The organism is Phaeobacter sp. PT47_59, from assembly GCF_028890025.1.
Lineage (GTDB): Bacteria > Pseudomonadota > Alphaproteobacteria > Rhodobacterales > Rhodobacteraceae > Phycobacter.
The window spans coordinates 55,416-80,852 of sequence record NZ_JARCJL010000004.1; the positions used below are offsets into that span (position 1 = coordinate 55,416).

Consider the following 25,437-nt stretch of genomic DNA (forward strand, 5'->3'; position numbering starts at 1 on the left):
CAATGGATTTCACATCGATTTGAAGACGTGCAACATTCATTGCAGCACGCAGGGAAGCGCCTACATTAGGTGCAGTCTGCAGTTCTGCCCTTCCCGCAGAACCACAGCGACAGGCCAGGAGGAGAAACCGGAATGGCGATGACCGGAATGGCGACAACAAGGAGTAGTGCCGTGCAGTCACAGGCAATTTCTTATTTTGACTCGGAAAGCAGGCAGGGCGCCCCTTGGCGTCTGTTCATGCTGGCCCTGATCAGCAGCGTTATGGTTTTGGCGCAGGCTCTGATGGCTCAGGCCCGCCCCGAAAGCCTGGCGCCCCTGGCGGAAAAGGTCAGCCCGGCGGTGGTGAATATCACGACCACAACCGTGATCGAGGGCCGCACCGGCCCGCAGGGTATCGTGCCCGAGGGATCCCCGTTTGAGGATTTCTTCCGCGAGTTCCAGGATCGCAATGGCAATGGCGCCCCTGAACGCCCGCGCCGTTCGTCTGCGCTGGGGTCCGGTTTTGTGATTTCCGAGGATGGCTATATCGTCACCAATGATCACGTGATCAAAGAGGCCGACGAGATCGAGATCGAATTCTTCCCGGGCGATGGTCAACCTGCGGAACTGCTGCCGGCCAAGGTCATTGGCACCGATCCCACCACCGATATCGCCCTTCTGAAGGTCGATGCCCCGATGCCGTTGAAATTCGTCACCTTCGGCGACAGCGACACCGCCCGTGTGGGTGATTGGGTCATCGCCATGGGCAATCCGCTGGGACAGGGGTTCTCGCTTTCTGCCGGGATCGTCTCGGCGCGCAACCGGGAACTGTCCGGCTCTTATGACGATTACATCCAGACCGATGCGGCCATCAACCGGGGCAACTCGGGCGGGCCGCTGTTCAACATGGATGGCGAGGTTGTCGGCGTGAACACCGCGATCCTGTCGCCCAATGGCGGCTCGATCGGGATCGGCTTTTCCATGGCCTCCAACGTGGTCAGCAAGGTGGTCGATCAGTTGAAGGAATACGGCGAGACCCGTCGCGGCTGGCTGGGTGTGCGCATCCAGGATGTGACCGATGACGTGGCCGAGGCCATGGGGCTGGAAGCCGCCAAGGGCGCCCTGGTCACCGATGTGCCCGAAGGTCCGGCCAAGGAGGCCGGCATGCTGGCGGGCGACGTGATCCTCAGCTTTGATGGCGCCGTGGTGGATGACACCCGCGGGCTGGTGCGCAGCGTCGGCAATGCCGAGGTCGGCAAGACGGTGCGGGTTGTGGTCTACCGCGAAGGCAAGACCGAAACGCTGAAGGTCGTCCTGGGGCGGCGTGAGGATGCGGAACGTCAGGCCGGGCGCTCGGACGATGACAAAAGCGCGCCCGAGCAGACCGAAAAACAGCTTCTCGGCCTTTCTGTTGGCATCCTGACCGACGAGCTGCGCGGCGAGTTGAACGTGCCCGAGGGCACGGACGGTCTGGTGATCCTCTCTGTGGACGAGACCTCCGAAGCCTGGGAAAAGGGCCTGCGGGCAGGGGATGTGATCACCGAAGCCGGTCAGCAGAAACTGTCCGGAATCGGCGATCTTGAGGCCCGCATCGCGGAGGCCAAAGAGGCCGGGCGCAAGTCGTTGCTTCTTCTGGTGCGCCGCAGTGGCGAGCCGCGCTTTGTGGCCCTGAACCTCACCGAATGAGCGATCAGATCACGCCCGCGCGAGGGTGAAATCAGGAAAAGGCCGGGCGATGTCCCGGCCTTTTTTCGTTGGGAGGGGCAGGTATGACAAGAGGGGCAGGCGGACAGGAAAAGAGCCATGCGCTGGCGGGCACATGGCTCTTGATAAATGGGTCAGGCATTGGGATGGAACGATAAATGCCTGACCTGTGAGTGACCATGACAGCTACGGGTACACGTTTCTGTGATCCAGTTCACATAGGCGTCAGAATTCCTGGGCGTCAGACATCGTGAGGGCGGTCAGACATCCTGCCAACCGCTCTTCAGCGATCAGAGCAGTTCCGGCTCCGCCAAGAGACCAAGGGCCTTGCGGTCGATAATCTGCAGCGCGCCACGGTTGATCTCGATGATGCCGGAGCGTTTCCAATTCGACAGCGTCTTGGAGACGGCCTCGCGGGTGGCACCGACAAACTCCGCCAACTCGCTTTGTGATAGACCCAGCCGACCATTGCCGCCTTCCGGTGTGAGGTACAGCAGCTTGCGCGCCAGGCGCACCGGCATGGGCAGGAAGACCTGTTCGTTCAATTGGGCGCTCATCCAGCGCATGCGTTGCCCGGCAAGCCGCAGCAGGTCTCCGGCAAGTTCCGGGTGCCGTTCGATCTGGCCGAGAATATCGCGGTTGCGCAGGCGGCGCAGGCGGCTGGGTTCGGTTGCGGTCACCGTGGCGGTGCGTTCACCGGGGTCGAACAGGGCAATCTCTCCGAAGATGGCGCCGGGACGCATCAGGTCCAGCGTCAGCTTGCGCCCGGAGACCGATAGGATGGAGAATTCCAGCGCGCCTTCGACAATGGCATAGAGCGCATCTCCGGTGTCGCCCTGTTCGAACAGGGTTTCGCCCTGGGACAGGCGGATATCACTGGCTTGGCTTTCCAGCATCTGCCGCAGCGGAGCCGAAGCTCCGGAAAGAAAGCCGGTATCCGGCAGGCGGTCATGTTCCATGATCTATCGTGCTCCAGAGCGCATTTGCCCACAGCGCCTGTGGGCCGGTCTGTGTTTCCGGCTGGACCCTAGCAGAGCCGCCGGGCTGGGTGAACCGGGGAGAAGGGGCGTGGCATATGCGTCGGGGGGCTGTTGCTGGCGCTAGTTTGCAACGGAGATCAGCCCCAGGCGGCGGGCGCTTTCGAGAGAGAGCAGCTGGCTTTCCAGCCCATAGCGGCGCTGGTAGCGCAGGATGGCCTGGCGGGTCGGGCGATCCAGTGAGCCGGTAATGGCGCCGGTGTAGTCGCCGCGCACCGCAAGGGCGCGTTGCAGGGAGGCGATGAAATCGGGTGTCATATCCACCGGGCAGGTGATCTGCAGCCAGGTCTGGCTGCGCGGGCGCACGATGTCCTGGCGGGTTTCGGTGCGAAAGACGGCGGGCTGCAGGATCTGCCCATCGGGGGCGCGCAGCTCCGGCTCGACCAGGACCTGGACAGTCACCGTCTCAATGACCGCCGGGCTGATGTGGCGATCCCAGCAACTGCCCGGCTCGGCGCCCGGCGGGGCCGTCGGCGCGAGGGGACGGTCGCTTTCGGAAGGGGCGGTACAGGCGGTCAAGGCCACCAGCAGGGCCAGGGCGGCGGCGCGGAACGGGAAGGTGGATCGGCTGCTCATATGCGCGCACCTCTTGTGGTCTTTTGGTCAGACCGGCGGGTTTTGCGGCAGGCTAGTGTATTTTTGCTAGGGGCGCAAAGGCCGGATCTTTGCTGCGCCCTTGCGGCACAAGCAACAGGTCCAGCATGCCGGATATATCCTCGATGGTTTCCGCGATCACATGGGTGACCGAATGGCTCCGCTGCAGCCGTCCGGTGATCCGCAGGAGGCGTCCGGAAATCACGGCGCGCCTGTAAGCCTCGTATATGTTGCGCCAGACGATCACGTTCACCACGCCGGTTTCATCCTCCAGCGTGATGAAGATCACCCCCCTTGCGGTGCCGGGCCGCTGCCGCAGGATGACCAGCCCGGCCACGCAGACACGGGCGTTCTCGGGGCGTTGCTGCAACCGGTCGGAGGTCAGGCAGCTGGGCGGAGTGCGGGAGGGGGCAGGCTTGCGGTTCATCTTTGGCATCCAGAAATCTCAACTGGAACAAAAGTAGAACAAATGGCGAGGGTGTCCAGCCGGGACGCAAGGTTGCATAGATTGGGCTGGCACAGCGACGGGGGCTTGGCTAAACAGGCTTGCAAGTACCGAAAAAGGGAAGACGCGACCATGGCAAAGATCACCTATGTCGAACACAATGGCACCGAGCATGTTGTCGAGGTGGCCAACGGGCTGACCGTGATGGAAGGCGCTCGGGACAACAATATCCCGGGGATCGAGGCGGATTGTGGCGGCGCTTGTGCCTGTTCCACATGCCACGTCTATATCCATCCCGATTGGGTCGAGAAACTGCCCGCCAAGGATGACATGGAAGAGGATATGCTGGATTTCGCCTATGAGCCCGATCCGGCCCGCTCGCGCCTGACCTGTCAGCTGAAGGTGACGGACGCGATGGACGGTCTGATCGTGCAGCTGCCTGAAAAGCAGATCTGATGGCTCTGCGGGGTCAGGGGGCGCGGCGTCGACCGACTGCTTTCTGGCCGCGTTCCTTGCGCCGCGCCGCGCAGGCGATGTGCCTGTGGCTGGCGGTTCCGGGCGCGCCTGTCGAGGCGCAGACGGACGCCCAAGACCGTTCGAGAGCCGCTGTCGCGCTCACGGAAGCCAGCTTTTACGGCCCGACCACGCGCTATGCCCATGCGGTGCTTGGCGACGCGGTTGAATGGACCGGTCTGTCCTTGCGCCTGAGCGGATCCGATGGGGCGATACGTCAGTTCAAGATCGATCTGCCTGTGGACCATGTGTTCGAGGATCTGGCCCCGCGTCCGGTGGATCTGGATCTGGATGGGCGCCCGGATGCGGCTATGGTCGTTGAGACGGATATGGGTCTGGGCGCAGCTTTGGCGCTTTATGGGGCAGAGGGCAAGATCGCCGAGACGCCGCATATAGGCCAGCGCAATCGCTGGCTGGCTCCGATCGGAGCTGCGGACCTGGACGGCGACGGATATGTGGAACTGGCCTATATCGACCGTCCCCATCTGGCCAAGACCCTGCGCATCTGGCGTTTCAAGGATGGGGCACTGGAGGCCGTCGCCAGCTTGGCCGGGCTGACCAACCACCGGATCGGTCAGGATTTCATCACCTCCGGCATTCGCGACTGCGGCGAGGGGGTGGAGCTTGTCACCGTCGATGCCAATTGGTCGCGGGTGATGGCCACGCGCCTGACGGCTTCGGGGATCAAGACGAGGGCAATTGGCGGCTTTGTCGACAGCAGTTCGGTCACCAGGGCCTTGAACTGCGCCTAATGTGATACAGCAGCGGCGGACCGCTGAAGCGCCGCGCGCAGCGCGGCGCCTGGCCCAACGGCCAAGCGCCTTCTTTGAAGGCCGCGCAGCGGGCGGGAGGGCTTTTTCGATCTTCAGGCAGACCGGCGAAACACCAGCGAGGTCGGCCGATCAAAGCCGGGATGCGCGGTGCTGCCTGTTTGCACGAACCCCAGCCGGGCAAAGGCTGCGTGGTTCTCCACTAGTTCCACGCGGGTCTGCAGCTCAACCGCGGGCAATCCCAGATCCCGTGCGCGGCGCAGGGCATGATCGATCAGGCTGCGGGCAAGACCCATGCCGCGACTGCTTTCGGCCACCGCCAGTTTGCCCAGATAAAGGCAGTCCTGTTTCGGTGTCAGGAACATGCAGGCCAGAGGCGGCGTGCCAATGACCCAGATTTCGCCCTTGCGGCACTGTTCGGCCAGGCTCTGTGGCGTCAGATCCCGCATCGAAGAGGGCGGATCGATACGCCCCTCCATGAAGGCAAAGCTGCTCCGGATCAGATCCAGAACCGCCTCAAGGCGCGGCTCCTCCGGGTTCAGGCGTTCCACTCTCATCTGATCATCACGGGCTATTGCTGCGCACCACGTGGTCGCCGCCGATATCGCCAAGCGAAGAGAACAGGCTGGCGGTATTGTTGGCGCCAACCTTTTTCAGCAGGCGCGCCCGATGCACCTCTACCGTGCGATAGCTGAGGTCGAGGATCCGCGCAATTTCCTTGCTGGTCTTGCCCTCGCGCAACAGCGAATAGACCTCGCGCTCGCGCCGGGTCAGCGGCTGATAGGGGCGCACGCCCGACAGATCGGCGAAACTCCAGACCGCGCGCCCCAGGGGCTCGTCGGGCGTGAAGGTGTGGCCGCGCACGCGCACCCAGAACAATTCGCCCGTCTTGCGCTTCATCACCCGTTCGTCCCAGTAGGGATTGCCCTGGCCGAGGCTGGTATCCCCCCGGTTGCGCAGATTTTGAAATTCCTCGTCCGACGGATAGAGAAAGGCAAACAGCCGGTCCAACATCTCTTCGCGGGCATAGCCGAACATTTCGCAGAAGCGCTGATTGCACTCGCGCAGCACGCGGTTTTCCGTCACCACGATGCCGACGGGCGAGAATTCAAAGGCGAGCTGTGCCAGGTCACGGTCGGCATAAAGCTGGTCCAGAGCGGCTTGGTCCGGGTAATTGTCCATTTTGCCTCCAAGGCTTGGCGAACGTAGTAGCCTACGGCAAGGGCCGTGAAAACACTTATGAATATCCGACGGTTCGGATCGGCAGGGGTCTGAGCTAGCTCAATACAAAGGCCTGAGGCGCCATCGGTGGCGGCGGCGGCAGGTCCAGATGCGCAGAGAGGGAAATCTCGACCGTCCGGCAGAGGGCATCCAGCGGCAGCCCGTTTGCGGTTTCGGCAAAGGGATCCGACAGCTCTTCGGTGACCTCTGCAAGGCCGAAAAAGACATAGGCCACAATGGCGACAAAGACGGGTGTCATCCAGCCAGCCCCTTCGAGCAGGGCAAAGGGAATGAGCAGGCAGTAAAGGTAGGTGGTGCGAAACACCAAGAGCGAATAGACATAGGGCAGCGGCGTGCTGGCGATGCGTTCGCAGCCTGCCTGTGCCAGGGTGATCGCGGCGAGCCGCTCGGACAGTGCCTTGCGGGCAAATCCATCGGGGGCCGTGTTGCCAACCATGCTGGCCATCTCGTTCAAGGCGGCGCAGGGGGGATGTGGCGCAGCAGAGAAATCCTGCCCGGCCCATTCCGCGGCTTTGGCGAAATCCCGCGACTTTCGCAGGTTGATCCGGTGCAGGTGCAGAAATCCGAGCGCGAGGCGCAGCAGCCGGTGCCTGTCGCGGCGGTCCGGCAAAAAGATCTCTGCCTCGCGGCCAAGGGCGCGCAGATCGGCGACAAGCTGCCCCCACAGGCGGCGGCCCTCCCACCAGCGATCATAGGCGGCATTGTTGCGAAATCCGAGAAACAGCGACAGGGCGACCCCGAAGACGGCAAAGGGCGCGGCATTGGTATGGGGCAGGGAATAGATGTGACCATCCACCCAGACCACCGCAGCCGCCAGGGCCGACACGGCCAGGATGCGCGGCAGGATCCGGGGCAGGACCGATCCCTGCATCGCAAAGATCAGCGCCCAAAGCCCCGGTTTTTCCCGCAATATCATCGCGATGGCCCTTTCGCAGGTGCAGGTGTAAAAGATCGGCGGGCTCAGGCGCCTACTTCAGGGCACGCCAGCCGATGTCGCGGCGGAAGAAGCCATCCGTCCAGTCGATCCGCTCCACCATGGCATAGGCGCGTTCATGTGCCTCGGCCAGGGTTTCGCCGCGGGCAGTGACGTTCAGCACCCGGCCGCCATTGGCGAGGATCTTGCCGCCCTCGGCCTTTGTGCCCGCGTGGAACACCATATTGCTGCTGTCTTCGGGCAGGGCCTCAAGGCCGTTGATCTCGGTGCCTTTCTGGTAGGAACCGGGATAGCCCTTGGCGGCCATGACAACGGTGATGGCGTGATCGTCACCCCAGTTCACCTGAGCCTCGCCCAGGCGCCCTTCGGCGGCGGCATGCATCAGGTCCAGCGCCTGCGCGCCAAGGCGCATCATCAGCACCTGGCATTCGGGATCGCCAAAGCGCACGTTGTACTCGACCAGGCGCGGCTGGCCGTCCTTGATCATCAGGCCCGCATATAGGACGCCCTGGTAAGGCGCGCCGCGCTTGGCCATTTCCGCCATGGTCGGCTTGATGATTTCTTCCATGGCGCGGGCTTCGATCTCGGCCGACAGGACCGGCGCCGGGGAATAGGCGCCCATGCCGCCGGTGTTGAGACCGGTGTCGCCTTCGCCGACGCGCTTGTGGTCCTGGGCGGTGCCGATCGACAGCACCTCTTCTCCATCCACCAGCACGAACAGGGAGGCTTCTTCGCCCTCCATGAATTCCTCGATCACCACTTCGGCGCCCGCACCGCCGAAGCTGCCGCCGAACATGTCGTCGATGGCCTCAAGCGCGGTTGCCTCGTCCATTGCAACGATCACGCCCTTGCCTGCGGCCAGGCCATCCGCCTTGACCACGATGGGCGCGCCCTGCTGGCGCACATAGTCCTTGGCGTCATCCGCATCAGTGAAATGCCCATAGGCGGCGGTGGGCGCCTTGGCTGCATCGCAGATCTCCTTGGTGAAGCTTTTGGAGGCTTCCAGCCTTGCCGCCGCTTCCGAAGGGCCGAAGACCAGGATGCCCGCCTCGCGCAGCCGGTCAGCAACGCCAGCGGCCAGCGGCGCCTCGGGGCCAATGATGACGAAATCGATGGCGTTTTCCTCGGCAAAGGTCACCACGGCGCCGCCCTGTTCGATATCAAGGCTGGCGCAATCGGCGATCTGCGCGATACCCGCATTGCCGGGGGCCACGATCAGCTTGTCGCACTTGGGGTTCTGCATCACCGCCCAGGCCAGAGCATGTTCGCGCCCGCCGCTGCCAAGGATAAGGATATTCATCGCACTGTCTCCGATCTGCCTGCCCCGGCGTTCGGGGCGTGTCTTGTCCTGCGGCAGGGGCTCCGATGCGCGAGGCCGATGGACCGGCGCCGGGGGCTTGCCATGCTTGTCGCGCCTTCTATGCTGCGCGGGCCTGTAAAACAAGAACCGCTTGGTCGCAGGCGCGCAGCCACTGCACCCTGTCCAAAGCAAGACCAGAACGAGCAGCCGATGTCTGACCTGATCGACGATCCCGCCCCCGGCCAGAACGCGCCGGAATTCACCGTCTCCGAGATCTCGGGCGAGGTGAAGCGCACGCTGGAAAGCACATTCGGGCGCATCCGGGTGCGCGGCGAGGTGGGGCGGGTCTTCAAGGCGCGCTCGGGGCATCTTTACTACGACGTCAAGGATGACCGCAGCGTGCTGGCCTGCACCACCTGGAAGGGGCAGGTCGCGGGTCTGTCGGTGGTCCCGGAAGAGGGGCTGGAGGTGGTGGTCACCGGGCGCCTTACGGCCTTTGGTGCGCAGTCCAAATACAACATGAACGTGGAAGAGGTCGCGGTCGCGGGTCAGGGCGCGCTGATGGCCTTGCTCGAAAAGCGCAAGAAGCAGCTGGAGGCCGAAGGCCTGTTCGCGCCCGAACGCAAGAAACAGCTGCCCTATCTGCCCCAGATCATCGGGGTTGTGACCTCGCCCTCGGGTGCGGTGATCCGCGATATCCTGCACCGGCTGCGGGATCGGTTCCCGCGCAAGGTTCTGGTCTGGCCGGTGGCTGTTCAGGGCAGCAATTGCGCCCCCGAGGTGGCCCGCGCCATCGAAGGGTTCAACCGGCTCACACCAGGCGGTGCCCTGCCGCGTCCGGACCTGATCATCGTGGCGCGCGGCGGCGGCTCGATCGAGGATCTTTGGGGCTTCAACGAGGAAATTGTCGCTCGCGCTGCGGCAGCCTCGGATATCCCGCTGATTTCCGCCGTGGGACATGAGACGGATACGACACTGATCGATTTTGTCTCCGATCGGCGCGCACCAACGCCGACTGCGGCGGCGGAACTTGCCGTGCCGGTGCGGCTTGATCTGCTGGCCTGGAGCGAAAACCAGGGCGCGCGGCTGGCGCGAGCCGCCGGGCAGGCGGTGCAGCAGCGCCGCCAGCGGCTGAATGATCTGTCCCGTGCCTTGCCGCGTCCCGAAACGCTGCTGGAAACACCGCGCCAGCGGCTGGATCAGGCCAGCGATGGCTTGCCACGGGCGCTGACCTCGGTGGTGCAGCGCCGCCGGGTGCAGTTGAGCGAGGCTTCAGCCGCCCTGCGCCCCTCGACCCTGCGGCAATTGGTCGAGGGGCGAAAGGACCGCCTGCGCAACCTGTCGTCGCGGCTGACCCTCAGGCCCATCCAGCAGGATATGCAGCGCCAGAAAGAGCGTATCGCGCAATTGGGCCAGCGGCTTGATGCGGTGCAACGCCAGCGGCTGGAGCGCCAGCGCCAGCAGCTTTCGGCCGCCGGTCGGCAGCTGGAGATCCTCAGCTACAAGGCCACGCTGGCGCGGGGCTATGCGGTGGTGCGCGCGGGGGATATGGTCGTGACCACCCGCGCGGCGGCGCAACAGGCCGGGCCGCTGCAGATCGAGTTCAGCGATGGCAGGCTGGATCTGGGCGCCGCATCAGCACCCGCAGCAGCGGTGGGGCCCGAAGGTCCCAAGCCCAAACCCAAACCAAGAGCCAAGCCAAAGACCGGACCCGATGAGGGCGGGCAGGGGTCGCTGTTCTAAAGGGAGCAACGGCAGGGGCGATCAGACGCCCACGTCCGGGCCGTGGCAGATCATCTCTTCGCCAATATCCTCGGCCTCATAGAGTTCGGTGGCTTCGGGATCGTTCTGGAACCGCGCGCTCAGCCCGTTCGGGGTCATGGAAAAACGCCAGCACTGCGGATCATTGCGGTCTTCGTAGAGAAAACAGATCTGATCGGCCTGCTGATACCAGTAGCCCTCCTGGCAGCGGCCATCCATGAAGGACCAGATCACCCGGCGGCCCGGCAGGTAGCGTTCGACCCCATAGGCGGTGCCGTCAAAGCCGTAGAACAGCGTCTTGCCCTTTGTGTAGCGGTCGAAGGCCTCCGCATCCAAGGGCTCCGCCGCTTCTCCGGCCAGGGGAAGCACCAAGAGGGCGCAGAGGGGAATCATCGACAGGATCCGCATGATTTAGAGTGTGCCAGACATCAGGCGCTCAGGCCAAGCCTTACGGGCGATTGCGGTCAAGGTCGCGCAACTCCCGTGCCATGACGTGCCGCCACAGGGGCGGGATCAGCGCAATCGCTCCCATCACCGGCAGTGAATGGGGGAGTGTGGGCATCTGCGGCGTCAACTGCAGTTCCGGGAAGCGGCGCGCGGGCGTCAGGTGGTGATCCGAATGGCGCGGTGCGTTCAGCATCATGGCCGAGGAATACCAATGCGGCGCGTTCCAGGAATGCTCTGGCCCCACGGGCGCGGGGCGGTTGTTCTTTTGCCTGTCGCGCACCAGCCCGTAGTGCTGCACGTAGTCGGCAAGAAAGATCTGCATCTGCGCATGCCCGGCGGCAAAGAGGAACGCAGCCAGCCCTCCGGCGCCCGCGACATGGCCGACGGCGATGATCAGGAAGGCGGCGACGGCGCCATAGGTCATGTAGGGATGGCTGAGCGCGGCGGCGGGCTTGGCTTTGCGCCGACGCGCGGCGTTCTCTGCAGCCAGCCCCGCACGGAACGAGCCGAACCAGGCTCGCAGCATGAACTTGTAGAACCCTTCACCCCGCCGGGCGGTGTTGGGATCCTGCGGCGTCGCCACATGCACGTGATGGACCTTCAAATGCGCCGAGACGTGGTGGCCGATCAGCATGCTGGAATAGAGCAGCACGCCCAGCCGTCTCAGCATCCGGTTCGGGCGGTGGATCAGCTCATGCGCGTTGGGATGCGAGATCTGCCCCATGAACAGCCCCTGTGCCAGGATCAGCGGAATCGCATTCCCCCAGCCGATGCGGGCTGCGGCGGTGGCCACCGGCAGCAACAGGGCGAAATGGGCAAGGGCCAGGGTGATCTGCAGAAGGTCGGCAGAACGGTCGGCTTTTCCTGGCTGTAGCTGCCGTCCCAAAGGGTCAAGCAGCAGCACCAGGAATGCGACCGAGACCAGCGCCGCCCAGCTCCATATCGCGCCCCAAATGCAAGCCAGCCCGATCAGAACGGGAGGGAGCAGACTGGCGGTTGCGAACCAGAACATGAGGCGGTCTCCAATCGCGGCCCTTCGAAGACAGCGAGGTCACGGGCGCTGTCCAGTCAAAGGCGACTTTCCTTTGGTCACCTTTGACCGATGACCAGGGATCGGGCAAGCATGGTCGCAGGAACAGCCGCCTGGAGGAAACAGATGGACGCAATGATACTGCTTGTGGCGGCGGGATGTGCCTTTGCCTATCTGTTCTTCACGGCGCGGCCCGAGGGGCTGTTGCGCTCTGTGCTGAAGACCGCATCGGTTGCCTTGCTGGCGCTGCTGGCGATCCTGTCTGATGCGCCGCTGCTGCTGGGAATTGGTCTGCTGCTGTGTGCCATTGGGGACTATTGCCTGTCGCGCGAGGGCGAAGGCGCCTTCATGGCTGGTGTCGGTGCCTTTGCCGCGGGTCACCTGGCCTATGTGGGTCTGTTCCTGACCACGCCGGGCCGGGAATTCGCCCGCCTCGGCCAGATGCCGGGGCTGGGGGTCGTCTTGGGGCTGGCTGTTCTTGGCCTTGTCATGGTGCGGGTCCTGGCCCCGCGTGCGGGCGCGCTGAAGGGCGCGGTTCTGGCCTATATCCCGATCATCCTGTCGATGGGGGCTGCGGCGGCGACCCTGCCGATGGAGGGCGCGCTGGCCTGGGCGCTGCCTGCGGCCCTGGCCTTTATCGTTTCGGATGTGGTTCTGGCCTTCGAGAATTTCGTGTTGCCAGACGGGCATCCCTTGCGCCGGATCGCCCCCTATGCGGTCTGGCCGCTCTATTGGGGCGCGCAGATCGGGTTTTTCTTCGCCTTTTGGTGATTTCCCTGGCCTCATCCGCTTTGCAACCGGCGCCAATCCGCATTAGGTGAGAGGCAGATCTACTGCGGAGACACCGATGGCGTTTTTCTCAAAGCTCAAGGACCGGCTGTTCAAGTCCTCTTCGAAACTGGAGGACGGCCTGGATGCGATTGTCGCGGAAGGGGAAAAGGATGTGGCACCTGCGGAAGAGATCCGTCAGCCCGATCCCGCGCCGGAGCCTGTGAAAGCTGCGCCCCCTGTCGCTGAGATCTCCGAAAAAGAGACACCGGTGCCCGCGCCCGAACCGGCTGCGGTAGAGAAACCCGCCAAGGGGCCGGGTCTTCTGGGGCGTCTCATGGGACGGTCCAGCAGCGAGGCACCGCGCAGGGCTTTGGACGACGACATGCTGGAGCAGCTGGAAGAGCTGCTTATTGCCTCTGACATGGGGGTGGATACGGCCCTTCGGGTGACGGCCAATATGGCCGAGGGGCGGTTCGGCAAGCGCCTGTCCACCCAGGAAATCAAGGAGTTGCTGTCTGCCGAGATCGCGCGCGTGATGGAACCCGTCGCCAAACCGCTGCCGATCTATGCCAAGCGTCCGCAGGTTGTGCTGGTGGTTGGCGTCAATGGTTCCGGCAAGACCACAACCATCGGCAAGCTTGCCAGCCAGTTCAAGGCAGCCGGCAAGAACGTCGTGATCGCGGCAGGGGATACCTTCCGTGCAGCAGCGGTAGAGCAGCTGCAGGTCTGGGGGGATCGCGCGGGCGTACCGGTGCTGACCGCGCCGGAAGGTTCCGATCCGGCCAGCCTTGCCTTTGACGCCATGACCAAGGCTGAGGCAGACGGTGCGGATCTGTTGCTGATCGACACTGCCGGGCGCTTGCAGAACCGCTCGGACCTAATGGAGGAGCTGGCCAAGATCGTCCGCGTCATTCGCAAGAAGGACGAAAGCGCCCCGCACAACACTTTGCTGGTGCTGGATGCCACAACGGGCCAGAATGCGTTGAGCCAGGTGGAGACCTTCCAGAAGCTCGCCGATGTTTCGGGCCTGGTGATGACGAAACTGGACGGCACCGCCAAGGGCGGCGTGCTGGTGGCACTGGCGGATAAGTTCGGCCTGCCGATCCACGCCATCGGCGTCGGCGAGCAGATCGACGATCTGGCGCCCTTTGACCCCGAGGAATTCGCGGCGGCGCTGACCGGGCTGGACCGGTCTTGATCCCTCATTTCGCGTCTGGGTGGCGGCGATGAGCGATTGGCTGATCTCGCTGGAAGGCACCGAGGCGGGCCATCAGGCGGCGCTGGTGCTGGCGCTGATGGCGGCCTTTCTGCATGCGGTCTTTGGCGCGCTGCAAAAGGGGCGGCATGATCCCTGGCTGTCGCGCGGGGCGATCGATGCCTCCTATGCGCTGATGGCGGCGCCCTTTGCATTGTTCGTGGTGCCCTGGCCCGAGCCGCATATGTGGGCGATCTTTGCCGTGGTCTGGGTCATTCACGTGGCCTACAAGATCTTGCAGGCGCTGGCCTATACCAAGGGCAGCTACACTGTGGTCTACCCGGTGGTGCGCGGCACGGGGCCGCTGTTCACGGTGATCGGCGCCTACTACCTGTTTTCCGAGAGTTTCACGGCGGTGCAATGGCTGGGTGTTGCGGTCCTTCTGATGGGGATCTTTGGCCTTGCCGCCTATAACTACCGCTACCTGGAAACCAATCGCGATACCTTGATGGTGGCGCTGGGCCTGGCGGTGCTGACCGGCTTGTTCGTGGCGCTTTACACCACATATGACGCCTATGGCATTCGCGCGACGGCGGATCCCTTCACCTTTCTGGCGTGGTTCTTCATGATCGACGGGATCGTCATGCCGCCGGTGGCCTACCTGCGCTGGCGCAACATGGCGCATCGGCCCGCGCCGGGGCCTTTGCTGGTCAAGGGCGTCTTTGGCGGGCTGGTCGCCTTTGCCTCTTTTGGGGCGGTGATGCTGGCAACGCGGCTGGACAAGGTGGGCGAGGCGGCGGTGCTGCGGGAGACCTCGACCGTCTTTGCCGCGCTGATCGGCTGGCTGGTGCTGAAGGAAACCGTAGGCCCGCGACGCATCGCGCTGATGGCGCTGATCGCGCTGGGCGCGGTGATCGTGGAAATGGGCGGCTGATCCGCCAGGAGACTGAAATAGGAGCGCCCATGGCAGGCAAGAAGATCAACCCGATGCTGAAGATGGTGCTGGAGTTCGGCCCCATCGTGGTGTTTTTCATCGGCTACCTGAAGCTGAAGGACGAGGTGTTCCTGCTGGCCGGGCAGGAGTACAAGGGGTTCATCCTTGTGACGGCGGTCTTCGTGCCCTTGATGATGCTCTCGACCGCGGCGCTGTGGCGTCTGACCGGGCATCTGTCGAAGATGCAGCTGGCGACGCTGGTTCTGGTGGTGCTGTTCGGTGGCCTGTCGGTCTGGTTCAACGACGAACGCTTCTTCAAGATGAAGCCGACGATGATCTACCTTCTGTTCGGCGGACTGCTGGCGGTGGGGCTGATGCGTGGGCAGAGCTGGCTGAAAGTGGTGATGGAAGAGGTCATGCCGATGGAAGAGGAAGGCTGGATGATCCTGACGCGGCGGATCTGTGCCTTTTTCCTGGGCCTTGCGGTCGCCAACGAGGTGATCTGGCGGTTCCTGTCGACGGACACCTGGGTCTATTTCAAGACCTTCGGCCTGCCGGTGGCGATGTTCCTGTTCTTCATGACGCAAGGCGCGGTGCTGCAGAAATACGGGATCGAAGAGGATGAAAACCCCGAGTCCTGAGGCAAATAGGGGCAGGGGGCTCCCGCGCCTGTGCAGCTCATCCAAGATGAGCCGCAAACAGCCTTGGGCCTGGCAGCGCGCAAGGCGCGCTGCGGATGAGCCCCATGGCGGCGTCAGTCTTTCAGCCCGAAGATGATTTCCTGTGCCTTGCTGTCGGAGCGATCTCCGCGCAGGTCGGCATGAAGGGCGCGACCGGCAACTAGGCCGGGGCGCTGCCAGAGGGTGTCGAGCCAGCGCGCCAGATGTGGTTTGTCGGTCAGCACCTGCTCCTGCCCCTCCCACAGGGAGGCCCAGGGCCAGATCGCCATATCGGCAATGGTGAACTCTGATCCGGCCACATATTCGTTTTCGGCCAGCTGCCGGTCCAGCACGCCGTACAGGCGGGAGACCTCGGACCGGTAGCGGTCCTTGGCATAGGGCAGATCTTCGGGGGCGTATTTCAGGAAATGATGCGCCTGGCCCGCCATGGGGCCGACCCCGCCCATCTGCCACATCAGCCATTGATCCACCGCGATGCGCTCACGCTCACTGCTTCCATAGAAACGCCCGGTCTTGCGGGCGAGGTATTGCAGGATCGCGCCGCTTTCAAAGAGCGAGATCGGCGCGCCATCCGGCCCTGCGGGATCGATGATCGCGGGCATGCGGTTGTTGGGGGCGATCTTCAGAAAATCGGGCGCGAACTGATCGCCCTTGGAGATGTTGATCAGCCTGGTGCGATAGGGCAGGCCCATCTCCTCTAGCGCGATGGAGACCTTCCAGCCGTTTGGCGTGGGCCAGTAGTAGAGTTCGATGGGGTCCTGCACGTTTGTCCTCCGGGTCTGACTGTGGGCGAGTTGATCACAGGGCATAGGCCAAGAACAAGACAGCCTCTTCGCGCCGATGTGCACAAGCCTGTGAGGGGGGCTGGCCTGCCGCAGTTCTGGGGGACCCCAAGGCCGCCCTCACCCGTTTTGCATAAAATGCCGCGCGCCGACCACGTCAAGAGTTGCAAAATGGGCGTTCTGGGCGCTATGTGGACGGACAAGATTCGGCAGGAGCTATTCTGCCGCGTGGGCGATTTGTTACCGGATTGCGGACCACGTAAAACTCACCGCTAAAGAGGTCAGGATGTGAAGGAACCCCTTTCGCTTGGCCGAACGGGGTTTTTTTGTGCGCGAAGGCGCAGGAGTGAATGACATGAGTGACAAGACCGAGAAGGCGTGGAGCAGCCGCACGCAGCTAGTGCATGGCGGTACCAAGCGCAGCCAGTGGGGCGAGGTGAGCGAGGCGATCTTCCTTACCCAAGGGTTTGTCTATGACACGGCCGAGCAGGCCGAGGCGCGGTTCGTGGAAACCGGTCCGGATGAATTCATCTATGCCCGCTACGGCAACCCGACCGTGGCGATGTTCGAAGAGCGGATCGCTGCGCTGGAAGGGGCCGAGGACGCCTTTGCCACCGCATCGGGCATGGCTGCGGTCAATGGCGCGCTGACCTCGCTTCTGAAGGCGGGGGATCACGTGGTTTCGGCGCGGGCGCTGTTTGGCTCCTGTCTTTATATCCTGGAGAACATCCTGGCGCGGTACGGGGTCGAGGTGACATTCGTCGATGGCACCGATCTGGACCAGTGGCGCGCCGCGATGCGCCCCGACACCAAGGCGGTGTTCTTTGAAAGCATGTCGAACCCGACGCTGGAGGTGATCGACGTGGCTGCGGTTTCCGAGATCGCCCATGCGGTGGGCGCGACGGTGATCGTGGATAATGTCTTTTCAACGCCGGTTTTCTCCAACGCCATCGAACAGGGCGCCGATGTCGTTGTCTATTCGGCAACAAAACACATTGACGGGCAGGGCCGGGTGCTGGGCGGTGTGATCCTTGGCACGAAGGAGTTCATCCGTGGCACGGTGGAGCCTTACATGAAACACACCGGCGGCTCGCTGAGCCCGTTCAACGCCTGGACGCTTCTGAAGGGGCTGGAGACGATTTCGCTCAGGGTCAATGCCCAGGTTGAAAGCGCATTGCGCATCGCCGAAGCACTGAACGGCCATGCGGCCTTGGCCCGTCTGATCTATCCGGGCCTCGTGACCCATCCCCAGAACGCGCTGGTGCAGCGGCAGTTGGGCGGCAAGGGCGGCACGGTTCTGTCGCTGGACCTCAAGGGCGGCAAGGAGGCGGCCTTTGCCTTCCTCAATGCGCTGACGATTCCGGTGATTTCCAACAATCTGGGCGATGCGAAATCCATTGCCACCCATCCTGCAACCACGACACACCAGCGCCTGCCCGAGGATCAGAAGGTGGCGCTGGGAATCACACCGGGTCTGGTGCGATTCTCGGTGGGGTTGGAGGATCCGGACGATCTGATCGCGGATCTGACCCGTGCATTGGAGAGTGCACAGGGGTGATCCGACAGGGCTGATCCAACGGCGCGGCATGGGCTCTGTCTTGGGGTCCATGCCTGCGATGGTCCCTTCCGGGACAGAGGCTGCCGGATTTGTCTGATCCGTTTTGTAATTTCCTGCGTATGACATTAAATTGGATCGTGCTGCTCCAGATGGGGTGGCAGCAGCGGAGGAAATGGTTCCATGAATATCCATACGCGCGACATGGATGAGGCTCCCGACCGGACCGAGGCGGAGGCGGCGCTGGAAACCCTGCGCCAATGGGCCAAGACCGTGACCGAGACGGAGATTGCCCAGTTGGATCCCGCGGTAGCCCGGCTGTTGCCGGAGCGCGCCGTGCAGAATTATCCCGACCTGTCGCGCCAGTACCCGCAGGATTTCCTGTCGGACGAGACCTACCGCGCCACGCTGCCCGATCTGCAGAATGGCCCGTCCAGCCTGATCCGCGGCGCCAATGAGCAGATCCAGCATGTGGGGATTTCCAATTTCCGTCTGCCGATTCGCTTTCACACCCGCGACAATGGCGATCTGACGTTGGAGACCAGCGTCACCGGGACCGTCAGCCTGGAGGCCGACAAGAAGGGCATCAACATGTCCCGGATCATGCGGTCCTTCTACAAACATGCGGAACGGACCTTCAGTTTCGAGGTGATCGAGGCCGCGCTGGAGGATTACCTGAGCGATCTGGACAGTATGGATGCGCGGATCCAGATGCGGTTCTCCTTCCCGGTGCGGGTCGATAGCCTGCGCTCAGGCCTGTCGGGCTATCAGTATTACGATATCGCGCTGGAGCTGGTGGATCGGGGCGGCGTGCGCAACAAGATCGTGCATCTGGACTATGTCTATTCCTCCACCTGCCCCTGTTCGCTCGAGCTGTCCGAACACGCGCGCCAGGCGCGCGGGCAATTGGCGACACCGCACTCGCAGCGCTCGGTTGCGCGGATTTCCGTTCAGTTGGAGCCGGATGCGCCCTGCCTGTGGTTTGAAGACCTGATTGATCACTGCCGCCGCGCGGTGCCGACGGAAACGCAGGTGATGGTGAAACGCGAGGACGAGCAGGCCTTTGCCGAGTTGAATGCGGCCAATCCGATCTTTGTCGAAGATGCCGCGCGCCTGTTCTGTGAAGCCCTGCAAAGCGATCCCCGCATCGGCGATTTCCGCGTGGTGGCCAGCCATCAGGAGAGCCTGCACAGCCATGATGCGGTCAGCGTGCTGACGCAGGGCTCCCTGTTTTCGCAAACCAGCCTTGATCCGCTGCTTTTTTCCACCCTGATCCACAAGGGGTAAGATCGGCTGTCTCCCCGGTTTCCGGGTTTTATGCTGCATTGCCGCATTATTTTGCTGCAATGCAGCTTTTTCATGTTAGGCTTCTTTCAAGTCCGGATCCCATGTGGCTGCGGAATTTCTGTGCCTGAGTGGTGTATCCGGATCTCTTTGACGGAAGGAGATCCTGATGTTTTTTTCGCCGATCCCGCAAACCCCGCCTGAAACACTTGCGCAATGGGTGGGCCAGGCGACTGGCGCTCAGATGAAATACCTGCGGGCATGGGCTACCCTTGCCGTGCAGGCGCCGCTTGAACAGTTGCGGCTGACACAGGCCATGATCGACAGCGGACAGGTGGTTCTTGCCGGTCTGGCGCCGCAGATCGCGGCAGCCCCCGAAGGGGCAGCGCCTACGCCGGAGGCACCCAAGGCAAAGCCAAGCCAGCGCAAGACATCGCCAAGACCGAAATCCGCAACAACTGCCAAAAAGGCCAGTCCCCGCAAACCGGCCCCTCGCAAGGCGACCCAGCGCAAAGCGGAAACCGTGAAGGCGGACAGTGCAGAGCCGGTGACGAAGCCACGCCGGACAACAGTGCGCAAGACAACAGCGCGAAAAGCTGCCGTGACACCCAAGGCTGCTGCGACGGCGCCCGAGGCGTCGCCCGCCCCGGCACCAAAACCCGCCGCGCGCAGTTCCACTCCGCCTGCAAAAAACAGCGCTGCCAGCAAGACAACCGACGCAGCCGCGACACCGGCCACCTCTGCCGCATCCTCTCCAAAGGCGAAACGTGCCCCTTCCAAACCGCCAAGCCTGCCCGAAGCGCTGGCCGGGTCAGACAAACCCACAAAGGCCTAGGCGGAAGGCCCATTGATCCCAGGGCGCAGACAGGGGCGTTCCGCGCCGGTTTGACTTGACACTCCGGACGCGGGACGCCAACGCTGCCGCACATGTTGGATCTTCGCCCGGTTGCATATGTCATTGGCCTTCTGGTCGTCATTCTTGGCGCGATGAAGGTCTTTCCGTTCCTGATCGATCTCTATGACGGTCAGGGGCAATGGCCGGTTTTTCTGGAAAGCGGCCTGTTCTGTATTCTGGTTGGTGGTCTGCTTGCGCTCAGCTGCGCGAATTCCGTGGCCGAGGGGCTGAGCATCCGCCAGACCTTCCTGTTGACCACCATGGTGTGGGCGGCACTGCCGCTGTTCGGGGCGATCCCCTTGATGCTGGGGGCGACAGAGCTAAGCTTCACGGATGCGTTTTTCGAGGCCATGTCGGGGCTGACCACGACCGGATCCACGGTGATTTCCGGCCTGGACGATCTGCCCCGTGGCATTCTGCTCTGGCGTGGCATCCTGCAATGGCTGGGCGGCATCGGGATCATCGTGGTCGCCATGGTGTTCCTGCCCGAACTGCGGGTCGGTGGCATGCAGATCTTCCGCTCCGAAGCCTTTGATACGATGGGAAAGATCCTGCCCCAGGCCCAGGCGATCGCAAAGCAGATCTCGCTGATCTACCTTGGTCTGACCGTGACGTGTATTGCTGTCTACATGGTTTTGGGCATGGGGTGGTTCGACGCGCTTGTCCACGCATTGACCACCATGTCCACGGGCGGCTTCTCCAACTATGATGCCTCCTTTGGGACCTTCTCTGGCCCGGCGGAATATGCGGCCTCCTTTTTCATGATCCTGGCGGCGCTGCCCTTCGTGCGCTACGTGCAGTTGATCAACGGGCACAGCGGGCCCCTGTTGCAGGACAGTCAGATCCGCGCCTTTCTCGGCACCATTATGGTGCTGATCATCGTGACGGCCAATGTGCTGGTCTATGTGTTTCCACACCACCCCGAGCAGGCCTTTCGCGAAGCCCTGTTCAATATCACCTCGATCATCTCGGGCACCGGCTATGCCAGCGTGGACTACATGCAGTGGGGCAGCTTCCTGATCATGATGTTTTTCTTCATCGGGTTGATCGGAGGCTGCGCGGGATCGACCGCCTGTTCGGTCAAGATCTTCCGGTACCAGATCCTGTTTGCCTCGATCCGGGTGCAGATCCAGCGCATCCGTTCCCCCAACGGCATCTTCATTCCCCGTTTCGAGGGGCGACCCGTCGGCCCGGATGTGCTGAGCTCGGTGATCTCCTTCTTCATGTTCTTCGTGGTGACGCTGGGGATCGTTGCCTGGGCCTTGGCGCTGACCGGGCTGGACTTCATCACCGCCCTGTCGGGGGCTGCCACTGCGGTGGCGAATGTGGGGCCTGGCCTGGGCGATATAATCGGCCCTGCGGGGAATTTCTCAACGCTCAACGATGCCGCCAAGTGGATCCTGAGCGGCGCCATGTTGATCGGCCGCCTGGAGCTGTTGGCGGTCTATGCCATCGTGACCATCAAGTTCTGGCGCAACTGAACAGGGGGGGCTGGCTGTTGACGGGTTCAGCGGCGCCTGCGACGGTTTGGCCCTTGTATCGTTACAATCCGCACACTTGCCCTGACCGGGCAGCTCCCCTATGAGGCAGTGATCGAAATCTGCGAGCGCACGGAGACGACTGCCCCATGCCCGTACTAGTAATGAAATTCGGCGGCACCTCGGTCGCCAACCTGGACCGGATCCGCCGCGCGGCCAAACGCGTTGGCGTCGAAGTGGCAAAGGGCTATGACGTGATTGTCATCGTCTCGGCCATGTCCGGCAAGACCAACGAACTGGTCGGCTGGGTGAATGAGACCTCGCCGCTGTTTGACGCGCGCGAATATGATGCGGTGGTCTCCTCCGGTGAGAACGTGACCGCGGGCCTGATGGCGCTGACGCTGCAGGAAATGGACATTCCGGCGCGCAGCTGGCAGGGCTGGCAGGTGCCGCTGAAGACCACCAGCGCCCATAGTCAGGCGCGGATCGAGGAAATCCCGACCGACAATATCAACGCCAAGTTCGGCGAGGGCATGCGGGTCGCGGTTGTGGCCGGTTTCCAGGGCATCAGCCCCGAGGGACGCATCACCACCCTGGGCCGCGGCGGATCCGACACCACTGCCGTTGCCTTTGCCGCCGCATTCGACGCCGAGCGCTGCGATATCTACACCGATGTGGATGGGGTCTATACCACCGACCCGCGCATCTGCAGCAAGGCGCGCAAACTGGACAAAATCGCCTTTGAAGAGATGCTGGAGCTGGCCTCGCTGGGGGCGAAGGTCCTGCAGACCCGCTCGGTCGAGCTGGCGATGCGCTATCGGGTGCGCCTGAGGGTGCTATCAAGTTTTGAAGAGCAAAATGACAATGCCGGCACGCTGGTCTGTGCTGAGGAGGACATCATGGAATCCAATGTTGTGGCCGGTGTGGCCTATTCCCGCGACGAAGCGAAGCTGACCGTGCAATCGGTGGCCGACCGCCCCGGTATCGCCGCGACCATCTTCACCGCCCTGTCGGATGCGGGCGTGAACGTCGACATGATCGTGCAGGACATCTCGGACGAGGGCCGCACCGATATGACCTTCTCCTGCCCCACCGATCAGGTGGCGCGCGCCGAACAGGCCATGCAGGAGGCCAAGGGAAAGGGCGAGCTGAACTTCGCCGAACTGGTGGCCGACAAGGATGTGGCCAAGGTCTCCGTGGTGGGCATCGGCATGCGCTCGCAGTCGGGCGTGGCGGCCAAGATGTTCAAGGTGCTCTCGGATGAGGGGATCAACATCAAGGTCATTACAACCTCAGAGATCAAGATTTCCGTGTTGATCGATCGGAAATACATGGAACTTGCCGTGCAAGCACTGCATGATGCCTTTGAATTGGATAAAGCAGCCTGATCGCACCCGGGCTGTCTGACACAAGAAACGCGTGAACAGGGCCCATGGTCGACAGTACTGAATCAGAAAGCCGCAGGCTGCTTGGCCGCCTGCGCGAGGCGATGGCCGGGGATGCCCCCGGTCAGGCCCGTCTGGACAAGATCACCCATCTGATCGCAGACAGCATGGGGACCGAGGTCTGTTCGGTCTACCTGTTCCGCGATGATGAGACGCTGGAGCTCTGCGCCACCGAAGGGCTGAACGTCGAATCGGTGCACCAGACCCGCATGCGCATCGGCGAAGGTCTGGTTGGGCGCGTTGCCAAATACGGCAAGGTGGTGAATACCCCCGATGCTCCCAATGCCAAGGGGTTCCGCTATATGCCGGAAACCGGAGAGGAGCGCTATTCCTCCTTCCTGGGTATTCCGATCCAGCGCCTGGGCGAGATGATGGGGGTTCTGGTCGTCCAGTCCAAGGAGGCCCGGGAATTCTCCTCTGATGCGGTCTACGCGCTGGAGGTGGTGGCCATGGTCATCGCCGAGATGACCGAGCTTGGCGCCTTTGTCGGGGAGGGGGCCGCGCTGTCGCCACTGCACCAGCAACCGGTCTTGCTGCATGCCACAGCCGCCCAGGAAGGCGCCGCAGAGGGCCATGTCTGGCTGCATGAACCCCGTGTCGTGGTCACCAACCCGATCGCCGAAGATCCGCACCGCGAGCTGCAGCGCCTGACCGAGGCGGTGGAAGAGCTGCGCGTCGGCGTCGACAAAATGCTGAAGATCTCGGAAAACGGCGACAAGGACCAGCTGCAGGTTCTGGAAACCTACCGCATGTTTGCCAATTCCAAGGGCTGGATGCGGCGCATGGAGGAAGACATCTCGCGCGGGCTGAGCGCCGAGGCCGCCGTGGAGAAAGAGCAATCCCAGGCGCGTGCGCGCATGTCGCAGGTGCAGGACGCCTACCTGCGCGAGCGCCTGAGCGATCTGGACGATCTCTCCAACCGGCTGCTTCGGATCCTGACCGGGCAGGGGGCGGAGACCGGCGCTGAGCTGCCGGAGAACCCGATCCTGATTGCCCGCAATATCGGCCCGGCAGAGCTGCTGGAATATGGCCGCTCGCTGCGCGGGATCGTGCTGGAAGAAGGCTCTGTCGGCTCTCATGCGGCGATCGTTGCGCGGGCGCTGGCGATCCCCCTGGTGGTCAACGCAAAACGCATCACCACCGAGGCGCTGAACGGAGACCATATCATGGTCGATGGCGACCAGGGTATCGTGCACCTGCGTCCCGATGAAACCGTTGTCAGCGCCTTCCGCGACAAGATCGCGATGCAGGCCGATGCGCAGGAGCGCTATGCCTCGATCCGCGAGAAACCCGCGATCACCCGTGACAACGCCCGGATCAACCTGTTGATGAATGCCGGGCTGATGGCGGACCTGCCATCGCTGGAGGGATCCGGCGCCGAAGGGGTTGGGCTGTTCCGAACCGAGCTTCAGTTTCTCGTCCGCAATCAGATGCCGAAACGCTCTGAACTGGTGACGCTGTATCAGCGGGTTCTGGATGCCTCTCATGGCAAGCGGGTTGTGTTCCGGACGCTTGATATCGGCTCGGACAAGGTTCTGCCCTATATGAAGCCGACGGATGAACCGAACCCGGCCTTGGGCTGGCGGGCCATTCGCGTCGGCTTGGACAAGCCCGGTATCATGCGCATGCAGTTGCAGGCGCTGATGCGTGCAGCCAATGGGCGGCCTTTGTCGATCATGTTCCCGTTCGTCGCTCAGTTCGAAGAGTATCGGGCCGCACGCCTGGAGGTCGACAAGACGCTGGAGCGTGAGCGTATCCTGGGCCATCCCCTGCCGGAACGGCTGGAGGTCGGTGCCATGCTGGAAACACCCTCTTTGGCATTTGCGCCCCATAAGTTCTTTGACGAGGTGGATTTTCTGTCGATTGGCGGCAACGATCTGAAGCAGTTCTTCTTTGCCGCCGACCGTGAGAATGAGCGCGTTCGTAAGCGTTATGATACGCTCAACGTGAGCTTCCTGACCTTCATCGAACAGATCGTGGAGCGCTGCGTGCGCTCTGGAACGCCGCTGAGTTTCTGTGGCGAAGATGCAGGGCGCCCCATCGAGGCGGTCTGCCTGGCGGCCACGGGAATTCGCACGCTCTCCATGAGGCCTGCTTCAATTGGGCCTGTTAAGTCTTTGTTAATGCGGGTTGATCTGTCTGAGGTGCGAAAGCTGATATTGGATTGCCGTCATCGCGGCGACCAGTCGGTCAGACCTGCGATCATGCGATATCTAAGAGAGATTTGAGTCGCCGTAGAGCTTGCACGGGCGCATTTGGCCGCGACAGGCCTGGTGTAAACGCAGGCTTGGTTCCACCACTACGGACCGGGTTTCACTCACATGGGTGTGACGGTTGTCCATCACCGCCAGAGATGCTCTCGGCGGTGCATATTTCTCCATCAGATCCTTGGAAACCACCGGCAGTCCGCATTTTGGGGTGAGATTCGCCAATACACCAGGTCCATACACAAGCTAGGGTGCTTGCTAACCTCGCTGGGGGCCGTTTTTGTTATTCTCCATATTCGATGCAATTAGCATCATTTAGTAAAAATATTTAGGAGTAATTTACAAAATCGAACACTGACGTCATGTAGCCCCCATAATTCACAAGTTATCCCTTACGTTATCCACAGGATTGACCCCGCATTTTGCCAACGTCTTCTCGGCCGTGGCGTGGTCAG

At 62.8% G+C, this 25,437-nt stretch carries 24 protein-coding genes and 1 riboswitch; of the genes, 13 read left to right on the forward strand and 11 right to left on the reverse strand.

The features are described 5' to 3' along the window. Positions 1 to 132 precede the first annotated feature (132 nt). Entirely contained in the window at positions 133 to 1,665 is a 1,533-nt protein-coding gene (locus PXK01_RS04865) for a Do family serine endopeptidase (protein WP_446728421.1), read from the forward strand. A 308-nt stretch (positions 1,666 to 1,973) separates the two neighbouring features. Here PXK01_RS04865 and PXK01_RS04870 read toward each other — a convergent pair whose 3' ends face one another. From PXK01_RS04870 to PXK01_RS04880, 3 genes are all read right to left on the reverse strand, one after another. Continuing rightward, positions 1,974 to 2,642, reverse strand: coding sequence for a Crp/Fnr family transcriptional regulator (locus PXK01_RS04870; RefSeq protein WP_274859088.1), 669 nt, complete (start codon positions 2,640 to 2,642; stop codon positions 1,974 to 1,976). A gap of 141 nt (positions 2,643 to 2,783) precedes the next feature. Next, positions 2,784 to 3,296 carry a peptidoglycan-binding domain-containing protein gene (locus tag PXK01_RS04875; RefSeq protein ID WP_274846498.1) on the reverse strand — a complete coding sequence of 171 codons (513 nt, stop codon included), beginning with the start codon at positions 3,294 to 3,296 and terminating at the stop codon, positions 2,784 to 2,786. 52 nt (positions 3,297 to 3,348) lie between these two features. Next, positions 3,349 to 3,750 carry an OB-fold nucleic acid binding domain-containing protein gene (locus PXK01_RS04880; RefSeq protein ID WP_274846499.1) on the reverse strand — a complete coding sequence of 134 codons (402 nt, stop codon included), beginning with the start codon at positions 3,748 to 3,750 and terminating at the stop codon, positions 3,349 to 3,351. Positions 3,751 to 3,891: 141 nt separating this feature from the next. Here PXK01_RS04880 and PXK01_RS04885 point away from each other — a divergent pair, with 141 nt between their 5' ends. Then, positions 3,892 to 4,215: a 2Fe-2S iron-sulfur cluster-binding protein gene (locus PXK01_RS04885; protein WP_274846500.1), complete on the forward strand. Its 324-nt coding sequence runs from the start codon at positions 3,892 to 3,894 to the stop codon at positions 4,213 to 4,215. Then, the gene (locus PXK01_RS04890) at positions 4,215 to 5,024 is read left to right on the forward strand and encodes an FG-GAP repeat domain-containing protein (RefSeq protein ID WP_274846501.1); all 810 of its coding nucleotides are present in this window, start codon (positions 4,215 to 4,217) and stop codon (positions 5,022 to 5,024) included. Before PXK01_RS04885 ends, PXK01_RS04890 begins: the two co-directional genes overlap by 1 nt. 113 nt (positions 5,025 to 5,137) lie before the next feature. Here PXK01_RS04890 and PXK01_RS04895 read toward each other — a convergent pair whose 3' ends face one another. The 4 genes from PXK01_RS04895 to purD form a co-directional block, all read right to left on the reverse strand. Beyond that, positions 5,138 to 5,599, reverse strand: a complete 462-nt coding sequence (locus PXK01_RS04895) for a GNAT family N-acetyltransferase (RefSeq protein ID WP_274846502.1) — start codon at positions 5,597 to 5,599, stop codon at positions 5,138 to 5,140. 7 nt (positions 5,600 to 5,606) lie between these two features. After that, a complete protein-coding gene (locus PXK01_RS04900) occupies positions 5,607 to 6,224 on the reverse strand; it encodes a LuxR C-terminal-related transcriptional regulator (RefSeq protein ID WP_274846503.1) in 618 nt (205 codons plus the stop codon). A gap of 94 nt (positions 6,225 to 6,318) precedes the next feature. Then, on the reverse strand, positions 6,319 to 7,200 hold the full coding sequence (locus tag PXK01_RS04905) for a bestrophin family protein (RefSeq protein ID WP_274859089.1): 882 nt from the start codon (positions 7,198 to 7,200) through the stop codon (positions 6,319 to 6,321). Between the two features lie 52 nt (positions 7,201 to 7,252). Next, positions 7,253 to 8,518: a phosphoribosylamine--glycine ligase gene (gene purD, locus PXK01_RS04910; RefSeq protein ID WP_274859090.1), complete on the reverse strand. Its 1,266-nt coding sequence runs from the start codon at positions 8,516 to 8,518 to the stop codon at positions 7,253 to 7,255. Positions 8,519 to 8,728: 210 nt separating this feature from the next. On the opposite strand from purD, the gene xseA reads away from it, so the two are divergent. Then, a complete protein-coding gene (xseA, locus tag PXK01_RS04915; RefSeq protein ID WP_274859091.1) occupies positions 8,729 to 10,261 on the forward strand; it encodes an exodeoxyribonuclease VII large subunit in 1,533 nt (510 codons plus the stop codon). A 21-nt stretch (positions 10,262 to 10,282) separates the two neighbouring features. Here the strand turns inward: xseA and PXK01_RS04920 are convergent, their stop codons facing one another. Both PXK01_RS04920 and PXK01_RS04925 read right to left on the reverse strand, forming a co-directional pair. Beyond that, positions 10,283 to 10,672, reverse strand: coding sequence for a hypothetical protein (locus PXK01_RS04920; protein ID WP_274846507.1), 390 nt, complete (start codon positions 10,670 to 10,672; stop codon positions 10,283 to 10,285). A gap of 55 nt (positions 10,673 to 10,727) precedes the next feature. Further along, on the reverse strand, positions 10,728 to 11,738 hold the full coding sequence (locus PXK01_RS04925) for an alkane 1-monooxygenase (RefSeq protein WP_274859093.1): 1,011 nt from the start codon (positions 11,736 to 11,738) through the stop codon (positions 10,728 to 10,730). Between the two features lie 144 nt (positions 11,739 to 11,882). Between PXK01_RS04925 and PXK01_RS04930 the strand changes: the two genes are divergently transcribed. The 4 genes from PXK01_RS04930 to PXK01_RS04945 all read left to right on the forward strand — a co-directional run bounded on the left by PXK01_RS04930 (position 11,883) and on the right by PXK01_RS04945 (position 15,297). Next, entirely contained in the window at positions 11,883 to 12,527 is a 645-nt protein-coding gene (locus PXK01_RS04930; protein ID WP_274859094.1) for a lysoplasmalogenase, read from the forward strand. Positions 12,528 to 12,603: 76 nt separating this feature from the next. After that, entirely contained in the window at positions 12,604 to 13,725 is a 1,122-nt protein-coding gene (ftsY, locus tag PXK01_RS04935; RefSeq protein WP_274859095.1) for a signal recognition particle-docking protein FtsY, read from the forward strand. 28 nt (positions 13,726 to 13,753) lie between these two features. Continuing rightward, entirely contained in the window at positions 13,754 to 14,656 is a 903-nt protein-coding gene (locus PXK01_RS04940; RefSeq protein WP_274846511.1) for a DMT family transporter, read from the forward strand. Positions 14,657 to 14,685: 29 nt separating this feature from the next. Further along, entirely contained in the window at positions 14,686 to 15,297 is a 612-nt protein-coding gene (locus tag PXK01_RS04945; RefSeq protein ID WP_274846512.1) for an inner membrane-spanning protein YciB, read from the forward strand. A gap of 113 nt (positions 15,298 to 15,410) precedes the next feature. On the opposite strand, the gene PXK01_RS04950 is transcribed toward PXK01_RS04945, so the two are convergent. Beyond that, complete coding sequence (locus PXK01_RS04950; RefSeq protein ID WP_274859096.1) at positions 15,411 to 16,100, reverse strand: glutathione S-transferase N-terminal domain-containing protein; 690 nt, start codon at positions 16,098 to 16,100, stop codon at positions 15,411 to 15,413. Positions 16,101 to 16,336: 236 nt separating this feature from the next. Next, positions 16,337 to 16,415, forward strand: a riboswitch (SAM riboswitch). A gap of 58 nt (positions 16,416 to 16,473) precedes the next feature. On the opposite strand from PXK01_RS04950, the gene metZ reads away from it, so the two are divergent. Next, a complete protein-coding gene (gene metZ / locus PXK01_RS04955; protein WP_274859098.1) occupies positions 16,474 to 17,676 on the forward strand; it encodes an O-succinylhomoserine sulfhydrylase in 1,203 nt (400 codons plus the stop codon). 180 nt (positions 17,677 to 17,856) lie between these two features. After that, positions 17,857 to 18,960, forward strand: a complete 1,104-nt coding sequence (gene folE2, locus PXK01_RS04960; RefSeq protein WP_274859100.1) for a GTP cyclohydrolase FolE2 — start codon at positions 17,857 to 17,859, stop codon at positions 18,958 to 18,960. 237 nt (positions 18,961 to 19,197) lie between these two features. Here the strand turns inward: folE2 and PXK01_RS04965 are convergent, their stop codons facing one another. Further along, positions 19,198 to 19,776, reverse strand: coding sequence for a hypothetical protein (locus PXK01_RS04965; protein WP_274859101.1), 579 nt, complete (start codon positions 19,774 to 19,776; stop codon positions 19,198 to 19,200). 108 nt (positions 19,777 to 19,884) lie between these two features. Here PXK01_RS04965 and PXK01_RS04970 point away from each other — a divergent pair, with 108 nt between their 5' ends. The 3 genes from PXK01_RS04970 (at position 19,885) to ptsP (ending at position 25,003) form a co-directional block, all read left to right on the forward strand. Continuing rightward, positions 19,885 to 21,333 (forward strand): TrkH family potassium uptake protein, encoded by a 1,449-nt coding sequence (locus PXK01_RS04970; protein WP_274859102.1) that lies wholly within the window; start codon positions 19,885 to 19,887, stop codon positions 21,331 to 21,333. Positions 21,334 to 21,479: 146 nt separating this feature from the next. After that, the gene (locus PXK01_RS04975) at positions 21,480 to 22,718 is read left to right on the forward strand and encodes an aspartate kinase (protein WP_274846518.1); all 1,239 of its coding nucleotides are present in this window, start codon (positions 21,480 to 21,482) and stop codon (positions 22,716 to 22,718) included. Positions 22,719 to 22,762: 44 nt separating this feature from the next. After that, positions 22,763 to 25,003 (forward strand): phosphoenolpyruvate--protein phosphotransferase, encoded by a 2,241-nt coding sequence (ptsP, locus tag PXK01_RS04980; RefSeq protein WP_274846519.1) that lies wholly within the window; start codon positions 22,763 to 22,765, stop codon positions 25,001 to 25,003. Positions 25,004 to 25,437: the final 434 nt, after the last annotated feature.

Excerpts from the sequence above, each read along its gene's own strand:
- PXK01_RS04865 (WP_446728421.1), top strand. The coding sequence starts at position 133 with ATGGCGATGACCGGAATGGCGACAACAAGGAGTAGTGCCGTGCAGTCA.
- PXK01_RS04870 (WP_274859088.1), bottom strand. The coding sequence starts at position 2,642 with ATGGAACATGACCGCCTGCCGGATACCGGCTTTCTTTCCGGAGCTTCG.
- PXK01_RS04875 (WP_274846498.1), bottom strand. The coding sequence starts at position 3,296 with ATGAGCAGCCGATCCACCTTCCCGTTCCGCGCCGCCGCCCTGGCCCTG.
- PXK01_RS04880 (WP_274846499.1), bottom strand. The coding sequence starts at position 3,750 with ATGCCAAAGATGAACCGCAAGCCTGCCCCCTCCCGCACTCCGCCCAGC.
- PXK01_RS04885 (WP_274846500.1), top strand. The coding sequence starts at position 3,892 with ATGGCAAAGATCACCTATGTCGAACACAATGGCACCGAGCATGTTGTC.
- PXK01_RS04890 (WP_274846501.1), top strand. The coding sequence starts at position 4,215 with ATGGCTCTGCGGGGTCAGGGGGCGCGGCGTCGACCGACTGCTTTCTGG.
- PXK01_RS04895 (WP_274846502.1), bottom strand. The coding sequence starts at position 5,599 with ATGAGAGTGGAACGCCTGAACCCGGAGGAGCCGCGCCTTGAGGCGGTT.
- PXK01_RS04900 (WP_274846503.1), bottom strand. The coding sequence starts at position 6,224 with ATGGACAATTACCCGGACCAAGCCGCTCTGGACCAGCTTTATGCCGAC.
- PXK01_RS04905 (WP_274859089.1), bottom strand. The coding sequence starts at position 7,200 with ATGATATTGCGGGAAAAACCGGGGCTTTGGGCGCTGATCTTTGCGATG.
- purD (WP_274859090.1), bottom strand. The coding sequence starts at position 8,518 with ATGAATATCCTTATCCTTGGCAGCGGCGGGCGCGAACATGCTCTGGCC.
- xseA (WP_274859091.1), top strand. The coding sequence starts at position 8,729 with ATGTCTGACCTGATCGACGATCCCGCCCCCGGCCAGAACGCGCCGGAA.
- PXK01_RS04920 (WP_274846507.1), bottom strand. The coding sequence starts at position 10,672 with ATGATTCCCCTCTGCGCCCTCTTGGTGCTTCCCCTGGCCGGAGAAGCG.
- PXK01_RS04925 (WP_274859093.1), bottom strand. The coding sequence starts at position 11,738 with ATGTTCTGGTTCGCAACCGCCAGTCTGCTCCCTCCCGTTCTGATCGGG.
- PXK01_RS04930 (WP_274859094.1), top strand. The coding sequence starts at position 11,883 with ATGGACGCAATGATACTGCTTGTGGCGGCGGGATGTGCCTTTGCCTAT.
- ftsY (WP_274859095.1), top strand. The coding sequence starts at position 12,604 with ATGGCGTTTTTCTCAAAGCTCAAGGACCGGCTGTTCAAGTCCTCTTCG.
- PXK01_RS04940 (WP_274846511.1), top strand. The coding sequence starts at position 13,754 with ATGAGCGATTGGCTGATCTCGCTGGAAGGCACCGAGGCGGGCCATCAG.
- PXK01_RS04945 (WP_274846512.1), top strand. The coding sequence starts at position 14,686 with ATGGCAGGCAAGAAGATCAACCCGATGCTGAAGATGGTGCTGGAGTTC.
- metZ (WP_274859098.1), top strand. The coding sequence starts at position 16,474 with ATGAGTGACAAGACCGAGAAGGCGTGGAGCAGCCGCACGCAGCTAGTG.
- folE2 (WP_274859100.1), top strand. The coding sequence starts at position 17,857 with ATGAATATCCATACGCGCGACATGGATGAGGCTCCCGACCGGACCGAG.
- PXK01_RS04970 (WP_274859102.1), top strand. The coding sequence starts at position 19,885 with ATGTTGGATCTTCGCCCGGTTGCATATGTCATTGGCCTTCTGGTCGTC.
- PXK01_RS04975 (WP_274846518.1), top strand. The coding sequence starts at position 21,480 with ATGCCCGTACTAGTAATGAAATTCGGCGGCACCTCGGTCGCCAACCTG.
- ptsP (WP_274846519.1), top strand. The coding sequence starts at position 22,763 with ATGGTCGACAGTACTGAATCAGAAAGCCGCAGGCTGCTTGGCCGCCTG.